The 25,917-nt window shown below is 32.3% G+C and carries 23 protein-coding genes; 21 read left to right on the top strand and 2 right to left on the bottom strand.

The genetic code is table 11. The annotated features are described in order from the left end of the window. Positions 1–314: 314 nt before the first annotated feature. The 7 genes from RWZ86_RS04630 (at position 315) to holA (ending at position 7,174) form a co-directional block, all read left to right on the top strand. The gene (locus RWZ86_RS04630; RefSeq protein WP_314349324.1) at positions 315–683 is read left to right on the top strand and encodes a PBECR2 nuclease fold domain-containing protein; all 369 of its coding nucleotides are present in this window, start codon (positions 315–317) and stop codon (positions 681–683) included. A 324-nt stretch (positions 684–1,007) separates the two neighbouring features. Then, entirely contained in the window at positions 1,008–1,565 is a 558-nt protein-coding gene (gene rsmD, locus RWZ86_RS04625; protein WP_314680382.1) for a 16S rRNA (guanine(966)-N(2))-methyltransferase RsmD, read from the top strand. 9 nt (positions 1,566–1,574) lie between these two features. Continuing rightward, on the top strand, positions 1,575–2,102 hold the full coding sequence (gene coaD / locus RWZ86_RS04620) for a pantetheine-phosphate adenylyltransferase (RefSeq protein ID WP_314680381.1): 528 nt from the start codon (positions 1,575–1,577) through the stop codon (positions 2,100–2,102). Next, positions 2,099–3,133, top strand: a complete 1,035-nt coding sequence (locus RWZ86_RS04615; protein WP_314680380.1) for a SepM family pheromone-processing serine protease — start codon at positions 2,099–2,101, stop codon at positions 3,131–3,133. Before coaD ends, RWZ86_RS04615 begins: the two co-directional genes overlap by 4 nt. A 47-nt stretch (positions 3,134–3,180) precedes the next feature. Further along, positions 3,181–3,843, top strand: a complete 663-nt coding sequence (locus RWZ86_RS04610) for a helix-hairpin-helix domain-containing protein (protein ID WP_314680379.1) — start codon at positions 3,181–3,183, stop codon at positions 3,841–3,843. Then, positions 3,840–6,086 carry a ComEC/Rec2 family competence protein gene (locus tag RWZ86_RS04605; RefSeq protein WP_314680378.1) on the top strand — a complete coding sequence of 749 codons (2,247 nt, stop codon included), beginning with the start codon at positions 3,840–3,842 and terminating at the stop codon, positions 6,084–6,086. The genes RWZ86_RS04610 and RWZ86_RS04605 overlap by 4 nt, the downstream gene beginning before the upstream one ends. Before the next feature lie 59 nt (positions 6,087–6,145). Beyond that, positions 6,146–7,174 carry a DNA polymerase III subunit delta gene (holA, locus tag RWZ86_RS04600; RefSeq protein ID WP_314680377.1) on the top strand — a complete coding sequence of 343 codons (1,029 nt, stop codon included), beginning with the start codon at positions 6,146–6,148 and terminating at the stop codon, positions 7,172–7,174. A 68-nt stretch (positions 7,175–7,242) separates the two neighbouring features. Here the strand turns inward: holA and rpsT are convergent, their stop codons facing one another. After that, a complete protein-coding gene (gene rpsT, locus RWZ86_RS04595) occupies positions 7,243–7,497 on the bottom strand; it encodes a 30S ribosomal protein S20 (RefSeq protein WP_006703518.1) in 255 nt (84 codons plus the stop codon). Between the two features lie 236 nt (positions 7,498–7,733). On the opposite strand from rpsT, the gene uvrB reads away from it, so the two are divergent. The 7 genes from uvrB to RWZ86_RS04560 all read left to right on the top strand — a co-directional run bounded on the left by uvrB (position 7,734) and on the right by RWZ86_RS04560 (position 15,613). Then, positions 7,734–9,710 carry an excinuclease ABC subunit UvrB gene (uvrB, locus tag RWZ86_RS04590; RefSeq protein ID WP_314680376.1) on the top strand — a complete coding sequence of 659 codons (1,977 nt, stop codon included), beginning with the start codon at positions 7,734–7,736 and terminating at the stop codon, positions 9,708–9,710. A 16-nt stretch (positions 9,711–9,726) separates the two neighbouring features. Then, the gene (locus tag RWZ86_RS04585) at positions 9,727–10,332 is read left to right on the top strand and encodes an MmcQ/YjbR family DNA-binding protein (RefSeq protein ID WP_314680375.1); all 606 of its coding nucleotides are present in this window, start codon (positions 9,727–9,729) and stop codon (positions 10,330–10,332) included. Between the two features lie 79 nt (positions 10,333–10,411). Further along, positions 10,412–11,404: an aspartate-semialdehyde dehydrogenase gene (locus RWZ86_RS04580; protein WP_314680374.1), complete on the top strand. Its 993-nt coding sequence runs from the start codon at positions 10,412–10,414 to the stop codon at positions 11,402–11,404. 199 nt (positions 11,405–11,603) lie between these two features. After that, positions 11,604–13,337: an ABC transporter ATP-binding protein gene (locus tag RWZ86_RS04575; RefSeq protein ID WP_314680373.1), complete on the top strand. Its 1,734-nt coding sequence runs from the start codon at positions 11,604–11,606 to the stop codon at positions 13,335–13,337. Between the two features lies 1 nt (position 13,338). Beyond that, a complete protein-coding gene (locus tag RWZ86_RS04570; protein WP_314680372.1) occupies positions 13,339–15,084 on the top strand; it encodes an ABC transporter ATP-binding protein in 1,746 nt (581 codons plus the stop codon). Between the two features lie 68 nt (positions 15,085–15,152). Further along, positions 15,153–15,374, top strand: coding sequence for a hypothetical protein (locus tag RWZ86_RS04565; protein ID WP_314680371.1), 222 nt, complete (start codon positions 15,153–15,155; stop codon positions 15,372–15,374). Beyond that, on the top strand, positions 15,371–15,613 hold the full coding sequence (locus tag RWZ86_RS04560; protein ID WP_314680370.1) for a type II toxin-antitoxin system RelE/ParE family toxin: 243 nt from the start codon (positions 15,371–15,373) through the stop codon (positions 15,611–15,613). The genes RWZ86_RS04565 and RWZ86_RS04560 overlap by 4 nt, the downstream gene beginning before the upstream one ends. A 96-nt stretch (positions 15,614–15,709) precedes the next feature. On the opposite strand, the gene RWZ86_RS04555 is transcribed toward RWZ86_RS04560, so the two are convergent. Continuing rightward, on the bottom strand, positions 15,710–17,653 hold the full coding sequence (locus RWZ86_RS04555; RefSeq protein ID WP_314680369.1) for an ABC-F family ATP-binding cassette domain-containing protein: 1,944 nt from the start codon (positions 17,651–17,653) through the stop codon (positions 15,710–15,712). A gap of 256 nt (positions 17,654–17,909) precedes the next feature. On the opposite strand from RWZ86_RS04555, the gene RWZ86_RS04550 reads away from it, so the two are divergent. From RWZ86_RS04550 to RWZ86_RS04520, 7 genes are all read left to right on the top strand, one after another. Next, a complete protein-coding gene (locus RWZ86_RS04550; RefSeq protein ID WP_314680368.1) occupies positions 17,910–18,545 on the top strand; it encodes a redox-sensing transcriptional repressor Rex in 636 nt (211 codons plus the stop codon). Positions 18,546–18,873: 328 nt separating this feature from the next. Beyond that, positions 18,874–20,493: an ABC transporter ATP-binding protein gene (locus RWZ86_RS04545; protein ID WP_314680367.1), complete on the top strand. Its 1,620-nt coding sequence runs from the start codon at positions 18,874–18,876 to the stop codon at positions 20,491–20,493. 165 nt (positions 20,494–20,658) lie between these two features. Further along, a complete protein-coding gene (locus RWZ86_RS04540) occupies positions 20,659–22,224 on the top strand; it encodes an ABC transporter ATP-binding protein (protein ID WP_314680366.1) in 1,566 nt (521 codons plus the stop codon). 28 nt (positions 22,225–22,252) lie between these two features. Beyond that, a complete protein-coding gene (locus tag RWZ86_RS04535) occupies positions 22,253–23,851 on the top strand; it encodes an ABC transporter ATP-binding protein (RefSeq protein WP_314680365.1) in 1,599 nt (532 codons plus the stop codon). Between the two features lie 98 nt (positions 23,852–23,949). After that, the gene (locus RWZ86_RS04530) at positions 23,950–24,126 is read left to right on the top strand and encodes a hypothetical protein (RefSeq protein WP_314680364.1); all 177 of its coding nucleotides are present in this window, start codon (positions 23,950–23,952) and stop codon (positions 24,124–24,126) included. After that, positions 24,123–24,704, top strand: coding sequence for a GNAT family N-acetyltransferase (locus tag RWZ86_RS04525; RefSeq protein ID WP_314680363.1), 582 nt, complete (start codon positions 24,123–24,125; stop codon positions 24,702–24,704). The genes RWZ86_RS04530 and RWZ86_RS04525 overlap by 4 nt, the downstream gene beginning before the upstream one ends. 212 nt (positions 24,705–24,916) lie before the next feature. After that, positions 24,917–25,861, top strand: coding sequence for an ABC transporter permease (locus RWZ86_RS04520; protein ID WP_314680362.1), 945 nt, complete (start codon positions 24,917–24,919; stop codon positions 25,859–25,861). Positions 25,862–25,917 lie beyond the last annotated feature (56 nt).

Here is a 25,917-nt window from a genome sequence, read left to right as displayed (position 1 = left end):
AATTGAATTAGAAAAACAAGCATTAGCTTCAGAAGCGTAATGTTTATGTGTAAAAGTCATGATTACCCTTTAGACAGGTAGTCATGACTTTTTTATAGGAAATAATGCAAATGCATTGTCCCTGCTTTAGATTTAATTCGGTCGAATTCGACCGAATTAAAATGATGATTATTTAAACTTTCCCATAATCCTAGATATTCTATTGTATTTTAAGAAAATAGAAGATATAACTTAATCAATTCGTTTAAAACATAATAGTTACCATTTGAGATTTATGATAAACTAATTATAAGTAACAGAAAGGAAACTTATATATGGAAAATATCGGTACAATTACAAAAAACGTTAAAAAAATACTTTCAATCACTAGTGATGTTAGCAAGATATTCATTGATAATGAGAATTTCAAAAAACATTTAATAAAGAGAAACCATCAAAATATGATTTCTCATATACCTAAAATATCACAGTATTTAAAAAATCCTGATTATGTAGGTGTTAACCCAAGAGAAAAAGGTGTCAGTTTGGAGTATATTGTTCAAGTAGAGCCAAATATTCTTATAGCAGTTAAATTGGACAGTAAGAATGGTTACTTTTATGTGGCTACTATGCACGAAATTTCTCAATTAAAATTAACTCAGAGAATTCGCAACGGAAGATTACGAAAAGTTGACAAAAGATAATAAATAATTATAATAGAGGTATAGAAAGTATGAATTGAGGGTAGAAAGGTTCCTACCGCACCTCATAGAGGTACCTGAGATGACGAGGTTACTGAACGTCCAATTTATACTAACGATATTTTCCAAGAAGACACCGCAAGGTGTCTTTTTTTTGTCAGAATTCATATCAGATATACAGTAGTGATAAAATGACAACAAGACAAGAAGTAGTAGCTTATGCACGTAATTTAGGTAACATAGGAGTCGGAGTAGATGCTTATTGTGAGTTGTTATTCTTTTTTTGAGCGTTTATAATAAGGTGAATATATTAAAGGAGGAACACAGATGAGAATTATTTCTGGCGAATTTGGTGGAAGACATCTTCGAGCTGTTCCAGGAAAGAACACAAGACCAACAACTGATAAAATTAAAGAATCCTTATTTAATATTTTAGGAGGATATTTTGATGGCGGTGTGATGTTGGATATGTATGCAGGCAGTGGAGGAGTAGCGATTGAGGCTGTTTCTAGAGGGATGGACCATGCCTTTTTATTTGAAAATAATCGACAAGCAATTCAAACGATCGAACAAAATATTGAAATTACAAAGAGTCCAAATCAATTTACTTTATTGAAACAAAATGTGAAGCATGGATTAAAAACATTAGCCACAAGAGAAGACTTTAAACCTGTCTCTTTAGTATTTATGGATCCTCCGTATCGTCTGCAAGAAATTATCCATGATATTGAACAATTGGAAAAATTATCATTAGTAGCAGAAGATGCTGTAGTTGTCGCTGAAGTGGATAAAGCAGTACAATTACCAGAAAAAATTGGACGATTTACTCAATGGAAACGAGTTGAGTATGGAATTACAGCATTAATTTTCTTTGAATTTGAATAGGAGATTTGTATGGTAAAAGCAATTTACGCAGGAAGTTTTGATCCCATTACAAAGGGTCATCTTCATTTAATAGAGCGTGCAACAGTATTATTTGATGAAGTGATTGTGTTAATTTCTCATAATCATCAAAAGCAGTATACTTTAACAAAAGACGAGAGAGTTCAAACGGTGCAGAAAGCTGTGTCGAACTGGAAAAATATCCGAGTTGTTGTACAAGATGGAGGCTTAACGGTTGAAGCTGCGAAACAATTAGGAGCAACTGTTCTTTTACGTGGTGTTCGCAATAGTCAAGATTTAGAATTAGAAAAGACATTAGCGTATCATAATCATCGATTAGACGAGAATATTGAAACGGTCTTACTAATGAGTGAACCAGCCTATGAATATGTCAGTTCAACAATGGTGAAAGAATTAGCTAAATTTGGTGGAGAATTTGAGTCCTTTGTTCCAGAGTCTGTAGCAGAAATTTTGAAAAAATTATATGCAGGGCAAGAGTGTCAACAAATGAAGCTTCAAGAAAGAAGTGAAGAGGAATGAAGAAAATTTCTTTACGAACTATTGTTATAGCACTTGTAAGTTTATTGGTTCTAGGAATTATTGCATTTTATCCTTTACCTTATGTTTTAGAAATGCCAGGGAGTGCTGAAAAAGTAGAGGATTTTATTACAATAGGAGGAGTTAATGAGAAGAAGGAAGGGTCTTTTCGTGTGATGACGGTATTGTCACAACAAGCAACCCCTTTATTAGCACTTCAAACATTGCTTCCTCATGTTGAAATGATCCCAAAAGAAAAAGTGTATGGAACAACCCCTAGTAAGGAATATAATAAAATTCAGGAATATTATATGCAACAAGCTAGAAATGCAGCCATTTCAGTAGCGTATAAGGCAGCAGGAAAGTCAGTCGAAGAAGAATTTTTAGGTGTATATGTTATGACAGTCGTTCCTGAATCCGATTTTAAAGAGAAGATTCAAGTAGGAGATATTGTGACAAAAGTGGATGGGGAATCATTTTCATCCGCACAAGAAATGATTCAAGCGATTAGTTCTAAAAAAATTGGTGATCAGGTTACGATTGAAATAAATCGTAATCAAGAAACTATTGAAAAAACTGGAGTCTTAGTAGAAAATCCGGATACAGGTAAACCAATGTTAGGCATTCAATTAGTGACCCATTCGAAATTGTATGAATCACCTAAAGTCGATTTTGATCCACATGGGGTTAGTGGGCCATCGGCAGGTTTGATGTTTACATTAGAAATTTATAACCAGTTAACGGATAATAATTTAAAACAAGGTAGAATCGTTGCTGGTACTGGGACGATGAATGAAAAAGGAGAAGTTGGACGAATCGGTGGAGTAGATAAGAAATTAGTGGCAGCTGTTCGTGCAGGAGCAACTATTTTCCTAGCACCTGATGATGAAATTACGGATGAAATGAGAGAAAAAAATCCCAATATTTTATCCAATTATGAAGAAGCTAAATTAACAGCTGAGAAGATAAAATCCAACATTCAAGTGTATCCAGTAAAAAATTTTGAAGATGCAGTAAAAATTTTAGAAAAATAAAATACAAAACGTCATTTTTTTCGTATCTATAGTTAGAGGAGGGAAAAATGATGTTTTATTTTTTTATGCAAGTAAGGCGTTTATTGATGGAATATAAAAAAGTTCTGTCAATCATTGGAGGTGTGTTAGCAGTTATCGTTATGATTCTTTTAGGAAGAGGAATGATGGCTTCATCACCAAAAGAAAAAGTGATGGTAACGAATGCAGTGAATACAACAAGAGTGGAAGAAACAACGGTGATGATGCCACAAAATTGTTATGTGGATGTTAAAGGGGAAGTTCTAAGGCCGGGAGTGTATGAGTTTTCTTGTGAGAGTCGCATCCAAGAAGTGATTAAAAAAGCAGGAGGTTTTACTGAGGAGGCAGATGAAACAAAAATTAATTTAGCACAAAAAATTACGGATCAAATGCAAATTATTGTTCCTAATCTACATTCTAAACAAGAAGGTGGCGTGACAGAGGAAAATTCTGGAAAAGGAAGTTCAACTAATACGAGTGCGTCTAATTCAAAACAAGGAACGGTCAATATTAATACGGCAACTTTGGAAGAATTACAAACGATAAAAGGAATCGGAAAGAAAAAAGCAGAAGCCATTTTACAATATCGAAAAGAACATGGAGCCTTTCGTACAAAAGAAGACTTATTACAAGTGAAGGGAATTGGAAAGAAAGCTTTAGAAGCGATTGAAAGCCAAGTGACTTTCCAATGAAGAAGTGGATTTGGGTAACGGTCTTAGAAATCATATTGGGAAGTTTAATTCTTTCTGAGTCCTCATTTCTTTTAAAAGGAATTTATATTTTGATAGGAATCTGGACGTTTGTTCTTCATTTTCGAAGTAAAGAACAACTATTCTGGGTATTTATGATACTTATCTTTGTAGGATTACGATCTTATCAAGTCTATCATCCTACAGTTGTTCCAGAAGGGGAGTTAGCTGGGATTGTAAGATTGAACCGAGATGATTTGAAAATTAATGGAGACTTTGTAACGGGAATTGCTGAACTAGAGCTACCTTCTTCTAAGCATAAAGTATTGTTTCAATATAAAATGCATTCTGAAAAAGAGAGAGCTGTATTTGAAGAAGAGGAGGCTAATCTTACGTTATCTGTTATTGGAAAGAGTAAGCCTGTAAATGAACCTAAAAATAGAGGGGATTTTAATGCACCAAGTTATTATCGTAGTATTGGAATTCTGCGTGTGTTTGAAGTGAAAGGTTTTAAACAAATGGCAAATACCCCTTCATGGATGTCGTTATTTCAAAATTTGCGTAGAATATTTTATTTAAAAATTAATAAACAGCCAGAAAGTTTCGTTCGAACTTATGCTTTATTATTACTATTCGGTAAAACGAAGGATGCAGATGCAACGGTGATAGGGCATTATAAGAGACTGGGAATTATGCATGTTTTAGCCATTTCAGGACTTCATATTACACTGTTTATTCATATGCTAGAAAAAGTATTATGGAAATGGAAAATTACTCGAGAAACAAGTGTTGCTGTTACCATCATAGGCTTAGTGATTTATGGCTACTTCATCCATTGGAATATTAGTGGCACACGAGCTATTTTGATGTATATTTTAGCACAAAGCTCTAAAAAGTTTCATTTGAAACTGACGACAGCGGATTGTTTAGGAATTTTGTTCTTGCTGTCACTGTTTTATCGAACAAGTATCATTGAAAATGTAGCATTTCAACTGAGTTATGGCTTAACGGCTATTTTATTATTAACGAGCTATTTTGCTCAGCATAATCTTCAAGGGAAATGGAAGAAAACGATTTGGATTGCTTTTTTGACGCCTATAATAGCTTTGCCGTTAATTTGTCATTATTTTTTTACGTGGAATCTGTTAAGTGTATTATTAGCTGGTTTAGTGGTGTTGTTGTTTGAAAGTATTCTTATTCCAGGAATTTTGCTTTATGCTTTAGCAGTCGTAATAGAGTGGGGATGGATATCTAATGGTATTGTCTTCTTTTTAGATACGCTATTAAATGGATTGAATCACATTTTTGCATTTTGTGAGCAATTTTTGTTTTTACGATTTACATTTGGGACATGGTCAACAATAACTTGGATGTTGTATTGGATTACTCTTTATGGAGCTCTTGTTTGTTATGAAAAATCTTGGTTTCGTCCTTATTCGAGTGTTGTGTTTGCAATAGGTTCTTGTCTTATTGCGCTAAGTATTTCTTATCATCTGCATGAGCAAATCATCTTTTTAAGTACGGGTTCGCAAGTTTCGGTATTGTATATTCCTAAAGGATTTAATCATGCTACTTTAATATTGAGGGGTGGAAATTCGTTCATAGATTCTAAGGGGAATGTCCGTGAAAAATATTCTTTTTCTAAAACCGTTACGAATAATATTTTAGTAGAAGGAATTTCTCAGTTGGATTCTATTGTACTAACAAATGCTAGTGTGGAAGATAGTGAGGATTTGAAAGAGTTGATCCAAGATTTTTCAGTAAGCGAGGTGGTCGTTTCTAAAAATCCGTCTGAAAAAAGAGAGGATAGTAAATGGGACATTTCAGTACAAAGTCATGAAATAGGAGAAATGGAGTTACTTTCTGGTGTGAAATGGGGATTGATTCCAGCGAATAAAAGTAAGAAAGAAGCTCAAAATTCTATTTTTACGTTAGATGAAAAACGAATTTTGATAGTAGATGAGAAGCTGAATACTCTACCTCATAAAGCGGATATTGTCATAGCTACTAAGAAAAATGCAGAATTAATTGAAAAACTGAATAGATTTAAACAAATGCAAACGAAAAGTTTAATTTTAGAAAAAGGAAGAGGGACGCTGAAATCGCATATTAGTTCACGCTTCTTAGATCAGTTAGAACAACAAATACCTCATATATGGATTTCAGAAGAAGATGGAGCAGTACATATGATGCAAAAAAAGGAACTACAAAAATTCCATACGATAAAAAGTCATAAAGATGAGTGAAAGCATGGACAAAAAGAACACTTCACGATACACTAGACTAAGAGAAAGGGGAGTCATGAATGGAATTTCAAAAGAAAATAGAAGAAATTAAATCCGGGAAATTATCTCCGATTTATATTGTTCAAGGAAAAGAAGACTATTTACAAAACTGGGCAAGACAAGTATTTTTAGAATCTGTAGTGGCTCCTGAAGACCAAGAATTAAATGTTGCTCGATTTAATATGGAAGAAACAGCTGTTCAAACAGCCATTGAAGATGCAGAATCTGTTCCATTTTTTGGAGATAGACGCTTAGTCATGATTGATAAACCGTATTTTTTAACCGGTGAAAAAGAAAAAGCAAAAATTGATCATCAACTTGAAAGACTACAGTTTTATTTAGAAAATCCATTAGATTCTTCTGTTGTTGTATTTTTTGCACCTTATGAAAAATTAGATGCTCGTAAAAAAATCGTGAAGCAATTAAAGAAAGTAGCGGTTTTATTAGATGCTTCTTCTTTGGAAGAAAAAGATGTAAGAGCGATGGTTCAAAGCAAAATCCAAGAACATGATGTTTCGATGGAAACTTCTGTCTTACATTTATTTTTAGAAAAATTACATTACTCTTTAACAGATGCGATGAGAGAAATTGATAAGTTAATTTTGTCTGCGATGGATACGAAAGTTATAGATCGTGAATTAGTAACAACATTGGTTCCAAAAAGTTTAGAACAAAATATTTTTGAACTAGGAGAGGCCGTTCTTCGAAAAGACAGTAAAGTAGCGATTGAAATTTATAGAGATTTACTATTACAAAAAGAAGATCCGATTAAAATGAATGCCATTTTGTTAGGACAGTTTCGATTACTATTACAAGTGAGCTACTTACAAAAAGAAGGCTATCACGAGCCTGAAATGCAAAAGGTATTAGGAATTCACCCATACCGTGTAAAACTCGCTCTAGGACAATCTAGAAAATTTTCGATTACTTTATTAGAAGCAGCGTATCGTTCATTAGTAGAAACAGAGTATGCATTGAAAACAGGACTGGGAATAAAAGAATTACAATTAGAAACTTTTATTTTGAAGTTTTGTCAAAAGAGTGCATAAGCAGGTTGAATTGAAAAAAAGAATAAGAGGTACAAAAAAGGCCCGAGAATGATTTCTCAGGCTTTTTATTATTTGCTTAATTTTGAAGCAAGACGTGATTTATCACGAGAAGCTTTGTTTTTGTGGATTAATCCTTTAGAAGCAGCTCCGTCGATTGCTTTGTGAGCAGCACGTAATAATTCTTCAGCATTTTCAGCACCTTCAGCTACTGCAGCTTCAAATTTTTTGATAGCAGTACGCATAGCAGAAGTTTGTGAGTTGTTTGCTAGTGTTGACTTTTTGTTTGTACGAACACGTTTGATTTGTGATGCGATATTTGGCAATGGGTTCACCCCTCTTTCTTACATTTATATAATCACTGATCAGTTGTCTCCAACAGGAATTATTATACAAAAGTCCTTATAAAAATGCAAGTCTTGCGATGAAATAGTATATAAAATAAGTGGATTTGGAGGACTTTTCAGTAAATGATGAATTTCTATTTTGATAATTCGCTCTGGTTTGTTTTCCATATCGAGCGTGCTATACTAATTAGGAATATTGAAAAAGGAGTGGAAGAATGGATCATTTTGAATTACATTCTCCCTATCAACCGCAGGGAGATCAACCACAAGCGATTAAAGAATTAGTTTCTGGAATTTTAGAAGGGAAGCATGAACAAACCTTATTAGGAGCTACAGGAACGGGGAAAACTTTTACGATTGCTAATGTGATTAAAGAAGTGAATAAGCCAACTTTAGTATTAGCGCATAATAAAACGTTAGCAGGTCAATTGTATGGAGAATTAAAAGAATTTTTCCCGAATAATGCCGTGGAATATTTCGTGTCTTACTATGATTATTATCAACCTGAAGCCTATGTTCCTTCAAGTGACACGTATATTGAAAAAGAATCTAGCGTCAATGATGAAATTGATAAATTACGCCACTCTGCTACAAGTGCATTGCTTGAAAGAAGAGATGTTATTGTTGTAGCTTCTGTTTCATGTATTTATGGATTAGTAAATCCTGAAAACTATAGAGAACATGTACTATCTTTACGAGAAGGAATGGAAGTAGAACGTAATCAGTTACTCACTCGATTAGTAGAAATGCAATTTGAGCGCAATGATATTGATTTTCGAAGAGGTAGTTTTCGTGTAAGAGGCGACGTTGTCGATATTTTCCCTCCAGGTCATGATTCTTCTGCTATTCGTGTAGAGTTTTTTGGCGATGAAATTGAAGCGTTAAAAGAAATTGATGTTTTAACCGGTGAAGTAAAAGCTACCGTAGAACATGTACCTATTTTCCCAGCTGCTCACTTTGTGTCAAATGAAGATGAAATTAGTCGAGCAGTTACTACGATTAAAGCAGAATTGAAAGAACGATTAGAAGAATTAAGAGAAAATAATCAATTATTAGAAGCACAACGTTTAGAACAACGAACGAACTATGATATTGAGATGTTATTAGAAATGGGCTATTGTAACGGAATTGAAAATTATTCAAGACATATGGATGGAAGAAAACCGGGGGAAGCACCGTATACTTTATTAGACTTCTTCCCTGAAGATGCATTATATGTTGTGGATGAGTCGCATATTACGATGTCACAAATTAGAGCAATGTTTAATGGAGACCGGGCTCGTAAAGAACAGTTAATTCAATATGGATTCCGATTACCGAGCGCTTTGGATAATCGACCATTACGATTTGAAGAATTTGAAGAAAGAATTCCACAAATGATTTATGTTTCTGCAACACCAGGGCCTTATGAAATGGCTCATACTCCAACTGTTACAGAACAAATTATTCGACCAACAGGTTTATTAGATCCATTAATTGAAGTTCGACCAATTAATGGACAAATTGATGACTTAATCCGTGAAATTCATGACCGAATTGAAAAGAATGAACGTGTATTTATTACAACATTAACGAAGAAAATGTCAGAAGATTTAACGGATTACTTAAAAGAAGTCGGTATTCGTGTGAAATATCTTCATAGTGATATTAAAACATTAGAAAGAACAGAAATTATTCGAAACTTACGTCTTGGTGAATTTGATGTATTAGTCGGAATTAACTTATTAAGAGAAGGGCTAGATGTTCCGGAAGTTTCACTTGTTGCGATTTTAGATGCGGATAAGGAAGGATTTTTAAGAAGTGAACGTTCCTTAGTTCAAACAATTGGACGTGCTGCAAGAAATGCGAATGGACGAGTGATTATGTACGCCGATAAGATTACGGATTCTATGAAATATGCGATTGATGAAACGAATCGTCGTAGAACTATTCAAGAAGCTTATAATAAAGAACATGGAATTACTCCAAAAACAATTCATAAAAATATTCGTGATTTAATTGCAATTACTCATGCAGTTGAAAAAGAAGAAACAACTCAGACTGATTTCAAACAAATGACTGTTCAACAAAGAAGAGAAGCCATTGAAGTGATGGAATTAGAAATGCGTGCTGCAGCGAAAGACTTGAACTTTGAAAAAGCGGCACAACTTCGAGATATGATTTTAGAACTTCGAGTGCAATATAAATTATAGGAATAAGGATAAAGAAATGAAATGGACATTAACTTCAGATTTAATAGATTATGAAGGGAAAACAATTCCTAGCAAAATAGACGGATTTTATTTTTATATTGTGAGTGCTTCGGTCGAAAAAGGCTTAGAAATGATTGTACAAGATGAGTTTCATGAACGCTATTCTTTATTTGACGTGACAACTACAAATAGTAAAATTGCACAGCAATTAAGGCAGGAAGCAGAAGAGATGGTATTTCAATGGTGTTATTCAGTAGATACATCTTTAGTTGCGTTAAAAGAAAAATGGAATTGTTGGATATTGGAACATATAACGCCTTATTCAGCAATGCCCTTTAAAAAATCAGAAGCTACCGTATACAATGTGAAAGAAAACAGAAAATGGTATGCACTAATGAATGAAATACCATTTAGTAAATTAGGAATTACAAGTGATGAAACAGCACTAATTTTAAATGTGAAGATTTCTCCAGAAGAAAAGGAAATTCTCCTTCAAAAAGAGGGAGTGTTCGAAGCATACCACATGAATAAAAAGCATTGGATTTCTATTGCGCTGAATGTTTGTAAGGATGAAGCATTCATTCAGAAGTGTGTCGAAAACAGCTACAAATGTGTTCGCTAAAAGGACGATTTCTTTACATTTTTAGAAACATTCGATATAATTTTCATCACATAGACTTATAGTAAAGAGGAGATTCATTATGGTAAATATTGCAATTGTAGGTGCAACAGGTGTTGTAGGTACAAAAATGATTGAAAGATTAGCAGAAAGTAACCTTCCAGTGGAAAATTTATACTTATTAGCTTCTGCTCGTTCAGCAGGAAAAGTATTACAATTTAGAGGGAAAGATTATGTTGTCGAAGAATTAACAGAAAATTCTTTTAAACGTGAGATTGATTATGCGATTTTCTCAGCTGGTGGAGGTACTTCATTAAAATTTGCTCCAATCGCAGAAAAAGATGGCGTGATTGTTATTGATAATTCAAGTGCATGGAGAATGGATCCTGAGATTGATTTAGTAGTTCCAGAATGTAATGCACCAACATTAGAAAGAAAAATTATCGCAAATCCAAACTGTTCTACAATCCAATCAGTAGTGCCATTAAAACCACTACATGAAGCGTTTGGCTTGAAGAGAGTGGCTTACACAACTTATCAAGCAGTTTCTGGTTCAGGACAAGCAGGAATTAATGACTTAGTCAATGGAGAAAAAGGATTAGCGCCAACAAATTATCCTCATCCAATTTATAATAATGTATTACCACATATTGATGTTTTCTTAGAAAATGGATATACAAAAGAAGAAATGAAAATGATTCAAGAAACTCGTAAAATTTTAGGGTTAGATGAATCAGTGGCAATTACTGCAACTTGTGTGCGTGTTCCTGTGATGAATTCACATTCAGTAGAAATTAATGTCACTTTTGAAAAAGATACTACTCCAGAAGAAATTCGTGAAATTTTATCGAAAGCTCCTGGTGTTGTAGTAGTGGATAATCCTGCTAATAATGAATATCCAACACCTCTAATGGCAACTGGTCATGATGAAGTGTTTGTTGGAAGAATTCGTCGTGATATTTCTCAACCGAATAGTTTCCATATTTGGTGTGTGGGAGATAATATTCGTAAAGGTGCAGCAAGTAATGCAGTACAAATTGCGGAGTTAATTGAAGAAAAAGAATTGCGTAGATAATGACTTCCCTGAAGTAGCACTAAGACGCAAGCAGCCTCGAATTTGCGATTCTCATGCTACAGCGATTGTGTATATAAATAAGAGCTGTTTAAAAAACTTTTCGAAACATTAGTTTCGAAAAGTTTTTTTGTGTTTATTTGCATTTTTTATAGACTTTGTTACAATTTAATTATTAAATTTTTGGATAAGGAGTAAGTTTTTGAAGACGTTATGGAAATATGTTCGTTATTATAAAAAAGAAAGTTTTCTAGCACCTTTATTTAAATTGTTAGAAGCTAGTTTTGAATTGTTTGTGCCTCTAGTGATGGCCCAATTAATGGATGTTGGAATTGCTCAAAATCGTCCGTCTTATATTGTAATGATGTGCGGTTTGTTAATTCTTCTTGCGGTGATTGGTTTAGTCGTTTCGATTACTGCGCAGTATTTTGCCGCTAAATCAGCAACTGGCTTTGCTAAGAAATTACGCTATGCTTTATTAGAAAAAATTACGGAAATGAATTTTTCAACGATTGATCAACTTGGAACAGATTCACTCATTACAAAAATGACCAGTGATATTCAACAAGTTCAAACAGGTTGGAATTTATTTTTAAGACTATTGCTTCGTTCACCTTTTGTAGTTTTTGGTGCAATGATAATGGCATTTATTGTAAATGTACAAGCTGCTTGGATATTTGTTGTGACGATTCCAGTTTTAGCGATAATTATTTATGCCATTTTATTAAAAACAATTCCTTTATTTACAAAAGTACAAGAAGGAATGGATCGTATTACTCAAAAAACAATGGAGAATTTAACAGGAGTGAGAGTTCTTCGTGCGTTTAATCGAGTAGAAATCGAACAAAATACTTTTCGAACTGAGACAGATGCATTAGCGAATCAACAAAAATTCGTGAGTCATCTATCGAGTTTAACCAATCCGATTACAATGATTATTATTAATATTGCGATTATTGTGTTATTACAATTAGGAGCGGTACAAATTGATACAGGAATCTTAACAAAGGGACAAGTAATTGCCTTAGTAAATTATATGTCGCAAATTTTATTAGAGCTTATTAAATTAGCAAATCTAACGATTCAAGTGACACGTTCTATTGCAAGTGCTAAGAGAATTGAAGCAATATTGACGATTGAACAACCTGATGAATTTGTAGAAAAAATGGATAGCTTATCTTCAAAAGAAGAGACAGATATTGTACTTTCATTTGAAAATGTTTCGCTTAAATATGAAGGAGATAGTCATGAAGTGTTAGAAAACTTAACGTTCTCTCTAAAAAAAGGCGAAACTTTAGGCATTATTGGTGGAACAGGAAGTGGGAAAACTTCACTAATTTCACTGATTCCAAAATTTTATCTTCCAACAAGTGGAACGATTCGTATAAATGGTCAACCCATAGAAACGATTCCAACAGAAGCATTAAGACAGAAAATAGGGATTGTTCCTCAAAAGGCAGCTTTATTTAGAGGAACGATTGCTGAAAATTTAAGATGGGGAAAATCAGATGCTACAACTCAAGAATTATATGAAGCATTAGAAATTGCCCAAGCAAAAGAAATGGTTGAGCAAAAACCAAATCAATTAGAGTATGTATTGGAACAAGAAGGAAGAAATCTATCAGGTGGACAAAAACAACGCTTGACGATTGCTCGAGCAATGGTTAGAAAACCAGAAATTTTAATATTAGATGATAGTTTTTCTGCTTTAGATTATGCAACGGATGCTGCATTAAGAAAAGCCATTTCAAAAGCTCCGTTTAAACCAACAACCATTATTGTCTCTCAAAGGGCGGCTTCAGTGATGCAAGCTCATCAAATTATTGTGATGGAAAAAGGAAAAATCGTAGGAATTGGAACTCATGAAGAGTTACTAGAAACAAATGCGATTTATCAAGAAATAACTGCCTCACAATTTCAAAAGGAGGAACAGTAGTATGAAGCATGAAAAAATGGAAGTGTATAAAAAATTATTTCCGTATTTAAAACCATATGGTTTTCTTTTACTATTTTCTCTATTTTTAGCAATGGTGAGTGTGTTATCTAGTGTATGGATTCCAAAAGTCATCGGTCAAACAATTGATGCGATGATAGGAGTTGGAGAAGTACAATTTTCTATTGTCACAAATGGCTTATTATGGATTTTTGTGCTAGCACTCATTAGTATGGTGAGTCAATATGTGATGAGTTTGTGTCATAATCATATTGCTTATGGCATGGTGAAGACATTGAGGGATGATGTCTTTATTCATTTATCTAAAATGCCCTTAAGTTACTTAGATTTAAAAGCACATGGTTCTCTTCAAAGCATTGTTATTTCGGATACAGAACAAATGGCAGATGGATTGTTATTAGGATTTTCTCAATTATTTACAGGAATCTTAACGATTATAAGTACATTATTTTGGATGTTTAGTATTCAACTGACAATGACAGTAGTTGTTCTTCTTTTAACGCCTATTTCATTTGTCGTTGCATCATTTATTGCTAAAAAAACATATGATTTATTTCATGATCAATCAACATTAAGAGCGGAACAAACAGCCTTTACTCATGAAATGATTACTGGAATAAAAGTAGTTCAAGCGTATAGTCAAGAAAAAAATGTGTTAGAAACTTTTGATGAAATGAACGAAAAATTAGCAGACCGTTCCTTAAAAGCTATTTTTTATTCTTCGATTACGAATCCAGCAACTCGCTTTGTAAACAGCTTAGTGTATACGGTAGTAGGATTAGTGGGAGCATTTTTTGTGTTGAAAGCTCAATTAAGTATTGGACAATTGGCAGCATTTTTAACATATGCGAATCAGTATACAAAACCTTTTAATGAAATTTCAGGTGTGATGACTGAGTTTCAAAATTCAATTGCATGTGCAAGTCGTGTATTTGAATTGATGGAAGAACCTATGGAATCTGAAGAAGAAACAGAAATTCAATTGCCAGAAATGATTAAAGGGGAAGTCCTCTTTGAAAATGTGTCATTTTCTTATCAAAAAGACCAATCCCTCATTGAGAATTTTTCTTTAGAAGTAAATCCTGGAGAAAAAATTGCGATTGTAGGACCAACTGGAAGTGGTAAGAGTACACTTATTAATTTATTAATGCGATTTTATGAAGTCGATAAAGGAAATATTACTATCGATGGTATTTCAATAAAAGACATGAGTAGACAGCAATTGAGACAATTGTTCGGAATGGTATTACAAGAAACATGGTTGCAATCAGGTACCATTCGAGAGAATTTACTATTAGGAAACCCGAATGCAACTGACGAAGAAATTCAACAAGTATTAATCCAATGCCAATTAGATAAAATGATTGAAAAGCTACCACAAGGATTAGAAACACCTCTTCATCGACAAGGAGAAGACTTCTCACAAGGGCAACGACAACTCTTATCTATTGCTCGAGTCATGTTAAGCAAGCCATCGATGCTTATTCTTGATGAAGCGACATCTTCTATTGATACAAGAACCGAGTTGAAAATTCAACAAGCTTTTCAGACATTAATGGAAGGGAAAACAAGTTTCATTGTAGCTCACAGACTTTCAACGATTCAAAATGCAGATAAAATATTAGTATTGAAAGATGGGCAAGTCATTGAACAAGGAACACATGAAGAACTGATTGCTCAGCAAGGGTTCTACCAACATCTTTATCAAAGCCAATTTATGAATGAGTAAGAGTTTACTTTAATAGAATAATTTTATACAATGAATATAAATAGAAATTACAAAGAAAGGAAATGACTATGATGACGGTGAAAGAAGAACTAAAATGGATTTTAAATCATTTAAATATCGATGAGTTAAATGATGAACAAGCAAATGCTTTAATTTCGGTTATTTATTTATTCAAAGATAGTGTCATTCCTACCAAAGAAGAATTAAAAGCCATCCATAAATATGAAAAGGGCGATATGGAATTTGTTGATTTTGAATCATTCGCAAATGAAATGGGTTTTGAATTATGAAATCTATTCGATTAAGTAAACAGGCTGAAAAATTTTTGAGAAAACAAGATAAAACATCTTTTAATCGTATTATGACAGCTATTTATCATTTACCCAATGGAAATGTAAAGAAATTGCAAGGGTTTGACTCTATGTACCGCTTAAGAGTCGGTGATTTTCGTGTTTTGTATAATGATAAAGGTGAAATTCTGGATATTATAAAAATTGGAAATCGTGGAAGTGTTTATAACCGATTATAAGCAATAAATTTTAATTAAAAAAAGACTTTTCTTCAGTAGCAGCACATGTCGTAAGCTACGAGGAAAAGTCTTTTCATTTTTATTTGAGAGAAGTTATTAAGCTTGGAATTCTTCCAAAGCTAAGCTAGCTTCTTCCCATTCCATCATTACTTCTTCTAATGATTCATTTAAGTTTTGTAAAGTTTGTTGAAGTTCACTAGAACGAGTAGGATTCGTATAAACTTCTTCTAACGTTAATTCTTCGTGAACAGAAGAGATTTCTTGCTCGATTTGATGAAGTTTTTCTTCTAGTTGTTCTACTTGTCTTGTCAGAGTACGAAGTTGTTTTTGTTCTTCTTTTGAGCTTAAGTAATTTTTCTTGGTATCGGTTAAAGCGACTTCTGCTTGAACGACAGGAGTGGCTTCTTCTTGTTTTAAAGCTTCAAGCTCTTGTTTCTTTTCAATATAGTAATCATAATCTCCTAAATATAAGGTACTTCCTTCAGGAGTGATTTCTAAAATAGAAGTTGCTACTTGGTTAATGAAATAACGGTCGTGTGAAACAAAACAAATCGTACCATCATATTCAATAAGAGCTTGTTCAAGAACTTCCTTACTATCGATATCTAAGTGGTTGGTAGGTTCGTCGAGTAATAAGAAATTATCATGTTCTAATGAAAGTTTTGCTAAAGCAAGTCTTGCCTTTTCGCCCCCACTTAATTGGGCAGTGGATTTTTCTACATCTTTTCCTGAAAATAGGAAGCTTCCTAAAATTGTACGAATATCTTTTTCAGGCATCGTTGTATGTCGGCTCCATAGCTCTTCTAAAACAGTTGTTTTAGAGTTTAATCCACTTAAATTTTGATCATAGTAACCGACTTGAACATTAGCCCCTAATGAACTTTCTCCAGAAATCCATGGAATTTCTTGTATTAGAGATTTTAAAAATGTTGATTTACCAATTCCATTTGGACCAACAATCGCAATCGCTTCTTGTTTTCTAATGTTTAAATTGATTGGTCCCGCTAGCGTTTGCCCGTCATATCCAATATACGCATCTTGCACATTTAACACTTGATTACCAGATTCTTTTTGAACAGAAAATGAAAAACGAGCGGATCTTGAATCTGACTGTGGTTTTTCGATTCGTTCCATTTTTTCTAATTGTTTTCTACGTGACTGTGCTCGCTTCGTAGTAGAGGCACGAACAATATTTTTCGCAACAAATTCTTCTAATTTTTGAATTTTCTCTTGTTGTTTTTCATACGCTTTTTGTTGTAGTAAGAAGCGATTTTCACGTTCCGTAACATAGTATGAATAATTGCCCTTATAATATTCGCAAGTGTGATGATGTATTTCATACACTTCTTGACAAACTTTATCTAAAAAGTATTGGTCATGGCTGACAATTAGTAGGGATATGGGTGAAGATTTTAAGTAATCTTCTAACCATGTTAATGTTTCAATATCTAAGTGGTTCGTAGGTTCGTCTAAAATTAAGACATCATGTTTTTCTAATAAAATTTTAGCTAAGGCTAAACGAGTTCTTTGTCCACCGGATAATTGTTGAATCGGTTTATCATAATCTTCAGGATAAAATTGGAATCCATGTAAGACAGAGCGGATTTCTCCTTCATATCCATAGGCATTCATTTTATTTAATTGTTCTTGTAAATCATCATATCGAGCTAATGTTTGTTGATAGAGTGATTCATTGGCTAATACGTCTGGATTTCCTAATTTATCAGCCATTAAAAGTGCTTCTTTTTTTAGAGCTTCGACTCCTTTAAATAATTCAATCATTTCTTCCCAAATCGTATTTTCAGAATCAACGGAAGCATATTGATCTAAGTAGCCAATCGAAAGGTCTTTTTTCTTACTCACCATTCCTAAACTAGGTTCTTCGATTCCGGCTAAAATTTTTAATAATGTTGATTTTCCTGTTCCGTTTCTTCCTACTAATGCAATACGAGAACGTTCTTGAACTTCAAGGGAAATATTTTCAAATAGTACATCTGGGCCAAAATGTCTCGCTAGCCCTTGACCTTGTAATAAAATCATGTCATAATCCTCTTTCTATGCAGTTTCAATTTTATTCTATCATACATATGATGAGGACAAAAGTTTTTAATGTTCTTAATATAGATGTAAGATTGGGAAAAAATCACAATGTTCTTGAGAAATGTACATTATAAGGAATATGTAGAATAAAATGTACAAATACAATATTTTTATGTAAAAACAAGCATATCGCTTGTGAAATTTATGAAACTTATGCTAGAATATTTATGAAATTTGATATAAAGGAGATTGAAAAATGAAAAAAGTTGAAATTCCAAAAGCTACCGCAAAGCGCTTGGCAATTTATCATCGTTATTTAAGATTTTTACATGATGCAGGAAAACGTCGTATTTCATCAACAGAATTAAGTGATGCAGTTAAAGTAGATAGTGCAACAATTCGTCGTGATTTCTCATATTTTGGAGCGTTAGGAAAACGTGGATATGGTTATGATGTGGAGTATTTATTAGACTTCTTCAGTCAACAATTAAATCATGATCGTTTAACAAATGTTGCTTTAGTAGGAGTAGGAAATTTAGGGCAAGCTTTATTAAACTATAATTTCCACCAAAGTAATCATGTAAGAATTAGTGCAGCGTTTGAAGTAGATGAAAATATGGTAGGAAAAATTGTGAGTGGAGTTCCAGTTTATTCTATGAACGATTTAGTAGAACAACTTCGTGTGCAACAAATTCAAGTGGCGATTTTAACAGTTCCTCAAGAAGTTGCTCAAGAAACTGCTAATTTATTAGTGGAAGCAAATGTACGTGGAATTTTAAACTTCACACCGCTTCGTTTAACTGCACCAGAACATATTCGTGTTCAAAACGTTGACTTAACAAATGAATTACAAACTTTGATTTATTTCTTAGATAATAACAATAATAATTAATTGTAAAACATCTTGTAAATGTGGAAGGAGCATTTATGAGATGTTTTTTTGTGCGTAAATGACTTTATCTATAGTGGCAGTAAGGACGGCAGCAAACCTTTGGTTTTATTTCTGCTGCTACTATGATAAACCATTGTTCATTGTCAAAATGTGTTTTGTGTAGAAATTTTATTGAGAAATTTTCTAATCGTATTGTTTTTTTTTTTTTAATTGAACTATAATCTGAATAGGAAGAAGTTTAATCTTCTGATTTTTAATGTGAAGGAGGTAACATCATGTTTTTTAATCGAGTAATGTTTGTATTTTAGATTTTTATGGAGGAATTATAATGTATCGTTATATTCGTAAAATTATGAAACCATTTATTGCCTTTTCTTTCGTTAGTATGCTTGGGGCAGTATCTGTTGTTTTTATGGCTTATATTATTAATTTATTAGTAGAAACTATCACCGAAGGTAAATTTGAAAATTTTATATGGATTGCAGTTTTATCCTTTGTTTATGTATTGATTGATTCATACTTAGATTATGCAGTAGATGTTGTAAATGAAAGACTTACGCAGGAATTAATGTATCACATTCGAGAAGATTTACTCGAATCAATTGAAAGTCAATCCATTGTGGAGTTTGAAAAATTAGGTAGAGATTACTACTTAAATATGTACACAAAAGATTTAGAAACTATTGAAAGTGATTATATTAAAGAATTGTTAAGTATGTACAATGATGTATGGGTATTTATTTTAGGATTCGTATCTGCCATAGTCATTAGTCCTTTGTTTGCTATTTTAATGATTGGATTAAGTTCATTACCATTTGCGTTGCCATATTTTTCAAGAAAAATTTTAGGAAATGCAAAATTAAATTTATCTCAAATCAATGAAAAGTATTTATCGTTATTAACAGAAATATTCGATTCTTTTACAACTTTAAAAGTATATGATGTTTTTCCGTTATTTAATAAACGTTTAAGAAGTAAAAGCCGTGATTTAGTAGAGGCAAAGGTATACGTCACTCATACGAATAAATTTGTTTATGCTATTTCCTATGGATTAAGAATGTTTGTAAATGTATTTTCTTGGGTATTAGGAGGATATTTTGTATTAAACCATTCGGTTACCTTAGCAGTATTTTTTACAATTAAACAGTTAACACAATATGTAGCATATCCGATTCAAGGATTTGGAGCGAGTTATACGGAAGTAGTCGCTGCTAAAAGTGTGAAAGATAAAGTGTTTGAAATTATTGATCAAAGAAAAATTGAAGTCGTAAAAGAACAATCTAACATCCAAAAGATTATTTTTGAAGATTTTGCGGTAAATTTTGATGAAAAACTAATATTTCAGCATTTGAATCTTCAATTAGAAAAAGGGAAGAAATATCTTTTAATCGGTGAAAGTGGTAGTGGGAAATCAACATTTTTAAAATCGCTCATTGGTTCAATCCCTGTTGACAATCAGTCATTGAAATTTCAATTAGAAAATGGGAAAGCGTTGGATAGTTCTGAACTAGAAAAAATTTCTCATCAAATTTCTTATATTGGACAAGAAACTTCACTCTTTCAATTATCCTTAAAAGAGAATATTAGTTTGCAAAATTCAATTACTGATTCTCAGTTTCAAGCGTTATGTAAGCAAGTTGGATTAGAAAAATGGGTTAATCAGTCAACGGAGTTTGATAATATTCTTTCAACTGCTTCTGGTGGTGAAAAGAGAAGAATTGATTTAGCAAGATTATTATTCTTTGATAGAGAGATTTTATTATTTGATGAACCAACTGCTGGTTTGGATGCTCAGAATCGCTTGAAAGTAGAAGAAGTAGTGAGTCATTTAGAAAATAAATTAATTGTTTATAGTACACATCAATATGATGAAGAATTTATGCAACAATTTGATTATTGCTTAGAAATTAAAGATGGAAACATTGTGATGAGAGAGATAAAAGCGTAAATAATTTGTCTATAGTTGCAGTATGGACGGCAGCAGTAATGGAAATCGAAGTGAGTTCTATTACTGCTATTTCTATGTAAAATCATTTTCTACAAGAAAACTATTTACTAAAACTTTACTTTGGGATATAGTGAACAATAATGCTGAAAAAGGGGGGAAAGATTGATGAAAAAATATTTTTTCTTAACAGTTGTCTGTGTAATTGGTGTTTCGTTTTTATCTGTCTTGTTAAATTATCAAATAAAGGACGTAATTGATGCTGTTTCGAATCAAGATAGTCATACATTCTTTTCTCAAATTGCTTATTTACTTGGAATTATTTTACTTTTATTAGTCGTAGAATATGGTAGAAAAGTTTTCAATGTACTGTATTTAAACAAGGTAGGAAGTTATTTTCATTCTAAGTCCTTGAACTTTTCAGTTGAAAAAGGTATTTCGCTTCAACAAGAAGAACAATTATCTGTCGGAGAAAAAGTATCGGAAATAACAAATGATATTGAAATGGTTAAAGAGCTTCACTATGATACAAAAATTTCTATGATACAAGGAGTGACTTCGTTTATATTTTCTACGATTGCTTTGTATTATCTGAATATTTGGGTTGCAACGGCAATTTTATTGACAATGTTACTTCCAATTATGATTCCTTTATTGTTTAAAAATTCTTTGAAAAGAAAGCAAGAATCGATTTCATTGGCGAAGAAAAAATATATCACCTATTTATCTGATTTATTGAAAAATAAATTATTAGTTAAAAATAGTCATTCTTATAGAAAAATTATGGGAGTAGCTGTTCATAAGTATGAAAATATAAACACAGATACTTTAATGAAAGAACGTCAAGTAGCATTAGTGGATGTTTTAGTAGGATTTGGTTTTTATATGACTTTAATCGCTATTCTTTTAGTCGGTGGAATCCAAGTGTTACATGAAAAAATGACAATCGGAGCCATGATTTCGATGTTTTCCATTTCTCAAGAATTAACATTGCCTGCTAATTTAATTGCTAGTTCAATTAGTCAAATCCAATCGGTGAAATCTATTTTTGAAAATTTAATGAAACAATCGACAGAGGATCATTCTAAAGAATTTTCTTTAGAAAATTTAGAAAATATTCGGATTGAACAAGTTTCAGTTCCATTTCAAAATTTTACGATTGTTCATTCTAATAGAATGATTTTTGAAAAAGGAAAAAAATATTTAATTACAGGTAAAAGTGGTGGTGGGAAATCGATTTTAACCCTTATTCTAACGGGAAATTTAACAGCATTTAAAGGTGAAGTATATTTAAATGATAAAAGAATTGAGGATATTTCGTATGAGAGTCTTCAAAATGAAATAAGTTATATCCCTCAAAATGCATCGCTGTTCCATGATACAATACGGAATAATATTACTTCTTATGAAGAGATAGAAGATAAAAGATTGTTAGAAATGATTGATCGATTCCAATTGCAAGATAGATTTCCTACGATAGAATCTTTAGAACAGGTGTATACTGAAGAATCAAGTTTATCAGGTGGACAAATTCAACGGATTATTTTAATAAAAGCTTTGTTAGAAAATAAAAAATGGATTATTCTTGATGAAGCTATTTCTGCATTAGATAGAGAATTGTATCGAAAAATTGAACAAGAGTTATTACAATTAGAGGATAGAACAGTGATTCATATTTCTCATAGGGAAGAATCATTAGTGAATGATCTCTATGATGAAGTGATTCAGTTGTAGAAAATATAAAAAAGGGGAGAAATCGAATATGCTGAGCTTACTAAAATTATTCCAATCGATTCCAAAGAAAATTCTTTTACTCATTGTTATTGGAATGAGTATTACTGCATTGGATGGGATTGTAATTCCTTATTTTATTTCCAATTTAATCGAAGTGGGGACTTCTAAAAATGTTTCGGATTTAGTAATTATTTCGATTGTTGGAATATTAGGGTATGGTTTTGTTCGGTTTGGAGTGTTTATTTGGGATGAATTTCAACAACGTCTATTAAAATTATTATCGATTCAAACGAAGGAAAAACTGATTACGAATTATTATGCAGGCGACTTTGAGCAAAGTGAAGTGGAGTCCATTTTATTAACGGAGTGGAATGTCATTCAACAACAAGGAATTGTTTCGTTTATTAGTTTTGTATATTGTCTGACTTTTTCTTTTGTTACCTTTGTTTATATTACGGTTTTAGATTTAAAAATGACGATTATTTTCTTAGCTTTTGCGATTTTACCTTTGTTAATTCCGCATTTGTTTACGAAGAAAATTAAAGTGAAGGCGCAACAGTGGTCGCAGAATAATCAACAATATATTGCAAGACAACATGAGTTCATTGATTATAAGCGTGTGATTAAGAATTTTCGAGTAGAATCGATTGCCATTTCGAATTTAGGTAGTAAAATTCGTGCCACTGAAGAAGATTATTATCAGATGAATCATCTGCGTTTTCTTTCAAAAATATTAGCGAATTTAGTATCCGGAATTAGTTCTTTTCTTCCTTTAGCAATTGGAGTTTATTTTTCTATTCAGGGTGATTTAAAATTATCCGTTGTCATGGCGATTTATTTAGCAAGTGATCGTATTATTAGTCCATTATTAAATGCGATGGATTTTTATCAAAAAATGAATACAACGATTCCAATGGTTCAACGAATGAACAAATATTTGGAATTTGAACCGATGGAGGAGGAACAAGTACTTGTCACAGATGTTTTTCCGATTCAATTAACGAATATTCATTTGGAAGTAAAAGAACATACGATTTTAAATGAGTTACACTTTATGATGAATAAAGGAGACCGAATTTTATTAATGGGGCCTTCAGGAAGTGGAAAAACAACTTTATTAGATTGTATTTATGGGGAAATCCATCCACAAGTTGGAAAAATAAGATTTGCAGGAGTCGAAGCACCCGAAACGAATAATGCCTTTCAAAAAGCTAAGATTGGTTATTTTATGCAAGAGTCTAATATTTTCATGAATTCATTAGCGTTTAATCTAACACTTGGTGAAGAGTATTCTGAAGAACAGATGGAGAATGTTCTAAAAGAAGTTCATTTGTCTTATTTACTGGAGCGATATGATTTAATGGATGAAACTGTGAATTTAGTTGACAATTTATCTGGAGGAGAAAAAGCTCGATTATGCTTAGCACGATTACTACTTCGTTCTTATGAAATGTTATTAATCGATGAATTTTCTTCTGCAGTTGATGAAGAAACCACTACTTTTATTCGAGACTTATTAAAAGAAAGACAAATGAGTTTCATAGAAATATCTCATCGTATGCCAAAGCATCCAGAGGACTATCATAAAATTTATGTGTTGGAAGATGGGAAGTTGTCTGTTAAGTAAAGTTTTTTGATGAAAAATATAGATGGTTATTCTGTTGAATTGTAAAATTTACGATGGTGCTGTATACTATGCTTGTAGAGTAAGAAGGAGGTTATGTTATGGCAACAGAAAGTTTCACAACTAATATTATATTTCATCATAATCACACAGATGCATTGGTTAAAGCGTTGAAAAATAATCAAAAGCCTAATTTAACCGATGTTTCTGCTGAAACTTTAAGAGGGAAAGAAGAAGTATCAAATTTTGTTCGCCAGTTAAAGGAGTCTAAAAAGTGAAATATCAAATTTTAACTTTACGACAATTAATGGAAGAATTATCTGAGGATGAACTGACTGAAATAATTAATAGATTTAAAAGTATTTCGCAACAAGATGGAAAATCAAATGATGTGGAATACTTTTTGTGTAATAAGGCAATTCATCTAGAAAAAGTAGGAGCTTCTACGACTTATTTGGTGTTTGATCAAACGATAAATTTGTTGGGTTATTTTTCCTTAGCAAATAAACCTTTAACTATGCCAAAAAAATATGTAGAAAAGCTTTCTAAAACACAAAAGAAGATTTTGAAAAATCACGGATATATAACTTCTAATGGAGATTTACAAATATATAGTTATTTATTAGGACAAATAGGAAGAAATTTTAATAGTCAACATACTATTAAAGGACAGGATTTACTGACATTAGCATATAAGAAGTTACAAGAAGCTTGTATGATTGTTGGTTCTAAATATGTTTGGCTTGAGTGTGAAAATAATGAAAACCTCTTAAGATTTTATAAAAATTTTGGATTTAAACTAGTAGAAGGTTATACGTCTCCTAATCAATTAAAGGTCATGATTATGAAATTATAAAATCTACTATACCGACCCCAAAAGTTAGACTAATCATCTAATAGTTGGAGGTCGGTATTTTTATACTCAACTATTTTTTGTAGTTTTAATGAAATGGACACTACATTTTCAAAAATTTTCAAACAAAATAATTGAATTATAAAAGCTAAAAATAGTATGATAGTTAAAACATTCTTTATTAAAAAGTGAAGAGTATTTTCAGGAGGAAGTACATGAATCAATATACGAAATATATTTTAAAACGGATTTTCTACATGATTATTACATTGTTTTTAATTGCGACAATCACGTTTTTCTTAATGAAATTATTACCGGGTTCGCCTTATGCGAATGAAGAGAATTTAACAGATGCTCAATTACAAATTATGAATGCAAAATATGGCTTAGATAAACCTGTTTGGATGCAATATTTAATTTATTTAGGTGGTTTAGTCCGTTTAGATTTGGGAATGTCATTCCAATATAATTCAACGGTTTTAAATTTATTATCTAGTCGTGTAGGCCCATCGTTTCAAATTGGTTTACAAGCATTGATTTTCGGTATGGGAATGGGAACCTTGCTTGGATTAGTGGCAGCGATGAAACAAAATACAATTGTAGATACTGGAGCAACTTTCTTTGCGATTATTGGACGTTCAGTGCCAAGTTTCGTATTTGCGGTTGTTTTACAATTAGTGTTCGGCGTTATTTTCCCTATTTTACCAATTGCATTATGGAATCAAGGATTTATTTCTTCGATTTTACCAACTTTAGCATTATCGATTTCTCCAGTAGCGGATTCTGCTCGTTTTATTCGTACGGAAATGGTCGAAGTGTTACAGTCTGATTATATGGAATTAGCACGTGCCAAAGGATTGAGCCGTATGGAAGTAGTCATGAAACATGGAGTGCGTAATGCATTAATTCCTTTAGTGACAATTGCAGGTCCAATGTTAGTAGGTTTAATGACAGGTTCAATGGTAATTGAAAATATTTTTGCCATTCCTGGTATTGGAGAGCAATTTGTTAAATCCATTTTAACAAATGATTATCCAACGATTATGGGTGTGACGATGATGTATTCATTTTTACTAGTTGTGACCATTTTAATTGTTGATTTACTATATGGATTCATTGACCCTAGAATTCGTTTAACACAAGGAGGAGAAGCTTCATAATGACAGAAAAAGTAGAATTCAAACGTGTAGCATCGTCTTTTGAACAAGCAGAAAAC

The organism is uncultured Granulicatella sp., from assembly GCF_963545075.1.
Lineage (GTDB): Bacteria > Bacillota > Bacilli > Lactobacillales > Aerococcaceae > Granulicatella.
Note: the sequence above shows the minus strand (reverse complement) of the source record. Positions and strands in the feature narration are given on the sequence as shown.

Bases quoted from the DNA above. Each gene is read 5' to 3' on its own strand.
- RWZ86_RS04630 (WP_314349324.1), top strand. From the start codon at position 315: ATGGAAAATATCGGTACAATTACAAAAAACGTTAAAAAAATACTTTCA.
- rsmD (WP_314680382.1), top strand. From the start codon at position 1,008: ATGAGAATTATTTCTGGCGAATTTGGTGGAAGACATCTTCGAGCTGTT.
- coaD (WP_314680381.1), top strand. From the start codon at position 1,575: ATGGTAAAAGCAATTTACGCAGGAAGTTTTGATCCCATTACAAAGGGT.
- RWZ86_RS04615 (WP_314680380.1), top strand. From the start codon at position 2,099: ATGAAGAAAATTTCTTTACGAACTATTGTTATAGCACTTGTAAGTTTA.
- RWZ86_RS04610 (WP_314680379.1), top strand. From the start codon at position 3,181: ATGATGTTTTATTTTTTTATGCAAGTAAGGCGTTTATTGATGGAATAT.
- RWZ86_RS04605 (WP_314680378.1), top strand. From the start codon at position 3,840: ATGAAGAAGTGGATTTGGGTAACGGTCTTAGAAATCATATTGGGAAGT.
- holA (WP_314680377.1), top strand. From the start codon at position 6,146: ATGGAATTTCAAAAGAAAATAGAAGAAATTAAATCCGGGAAATTATCT.
- uvrB (WP_314680376.1), top strand. From the start codon at position 7,734: ATGGATCATTTTGAATTACATTCTCCCTATCAACCGCAGGGAGATCAA.
- RWZ86_RS04585 (WP_314680375.1), top strand. From the start codon at position 9,727: ATGAAATGGACATTAACTTCAGATTTAATAGATTATGAAGGGAAAACA.
- RWZ86_RS04580 (WP_314680374.1), top strand. From the start codon at position 10,412: ATGGTAAATATTGCAATTGTAGGTGCAACAGGTGTTGTAGGTACAAAA.
- RWZ86_RS04570 (WP_314680372.1), top strand. From the start codon at position 13,339: ATGAAGCATGAAAAAATGGAAGTGTATAAAAAATTATTTCCGTATTTA.
- RWZ86_RS04565 (WP_314680371.1), top strand. From the start codon at position 15,153: ATGATGACGGTGAAAGAAGAACTAAAATGGATTTTAAATCATTTAAAT.
- RWZ86_RS04560 (WP_314680370.1), top strand. From the start codon at position 15,371: ATGAAATCTATTCGATTAAGTAAACAGGCTGAAAAATTTTTGAGAAAA.
- RWZ86_RS04555 (WP_314680369.1), bottom strand. From the start codon at position 17,653: ATGATTTTATTACAAGGTCAAGGGCTAGCGAGACATTTTGGCCCAGAT.
- RWZ86_RS04550 (WP_314680368.1), top strand. From the start codon at position 17,910: ATGAAAAAAGTTGAAATTCCAAAAGCTACCGCAAAGCGCTTGGCAATT.
- RWZ86_RS04545 (WP_314680367.1), top strand. From the start codon at position 18,874: ATGTATCGTTATATTCGTAAAATTATGAAACCATTTATTGCCTTTTCT.
- RWZ86_RS04540 (WP_314680366.1), top strand. From the start codon at position 20,659: ATGAAAAAATATTTTTTCTTAACAGTTGTCTGTGTAATTGGTGTTTCG.
- RWZ86_RS04535 (WP_314680365.1), top strand. From the start codon at position 22,253: ATGCTGAGCTTACTAAAATTATTCCAATCGATTCCAAAGAAAATTCTT.
- RWZ86_RS04530 (WP_314680364.1), top strand. From the start codon at position 23,950: ATGGCAACAGAAAGTTTCACAACTAATATTATATTTCATCATAATCAC.
- RWZ86_RS04520 (WP_314680362.1), top strand. From the start codon at position 24,917: ATGAATCAATATACGAAATATATTTTAAAACGGATTTTCTACATGATT.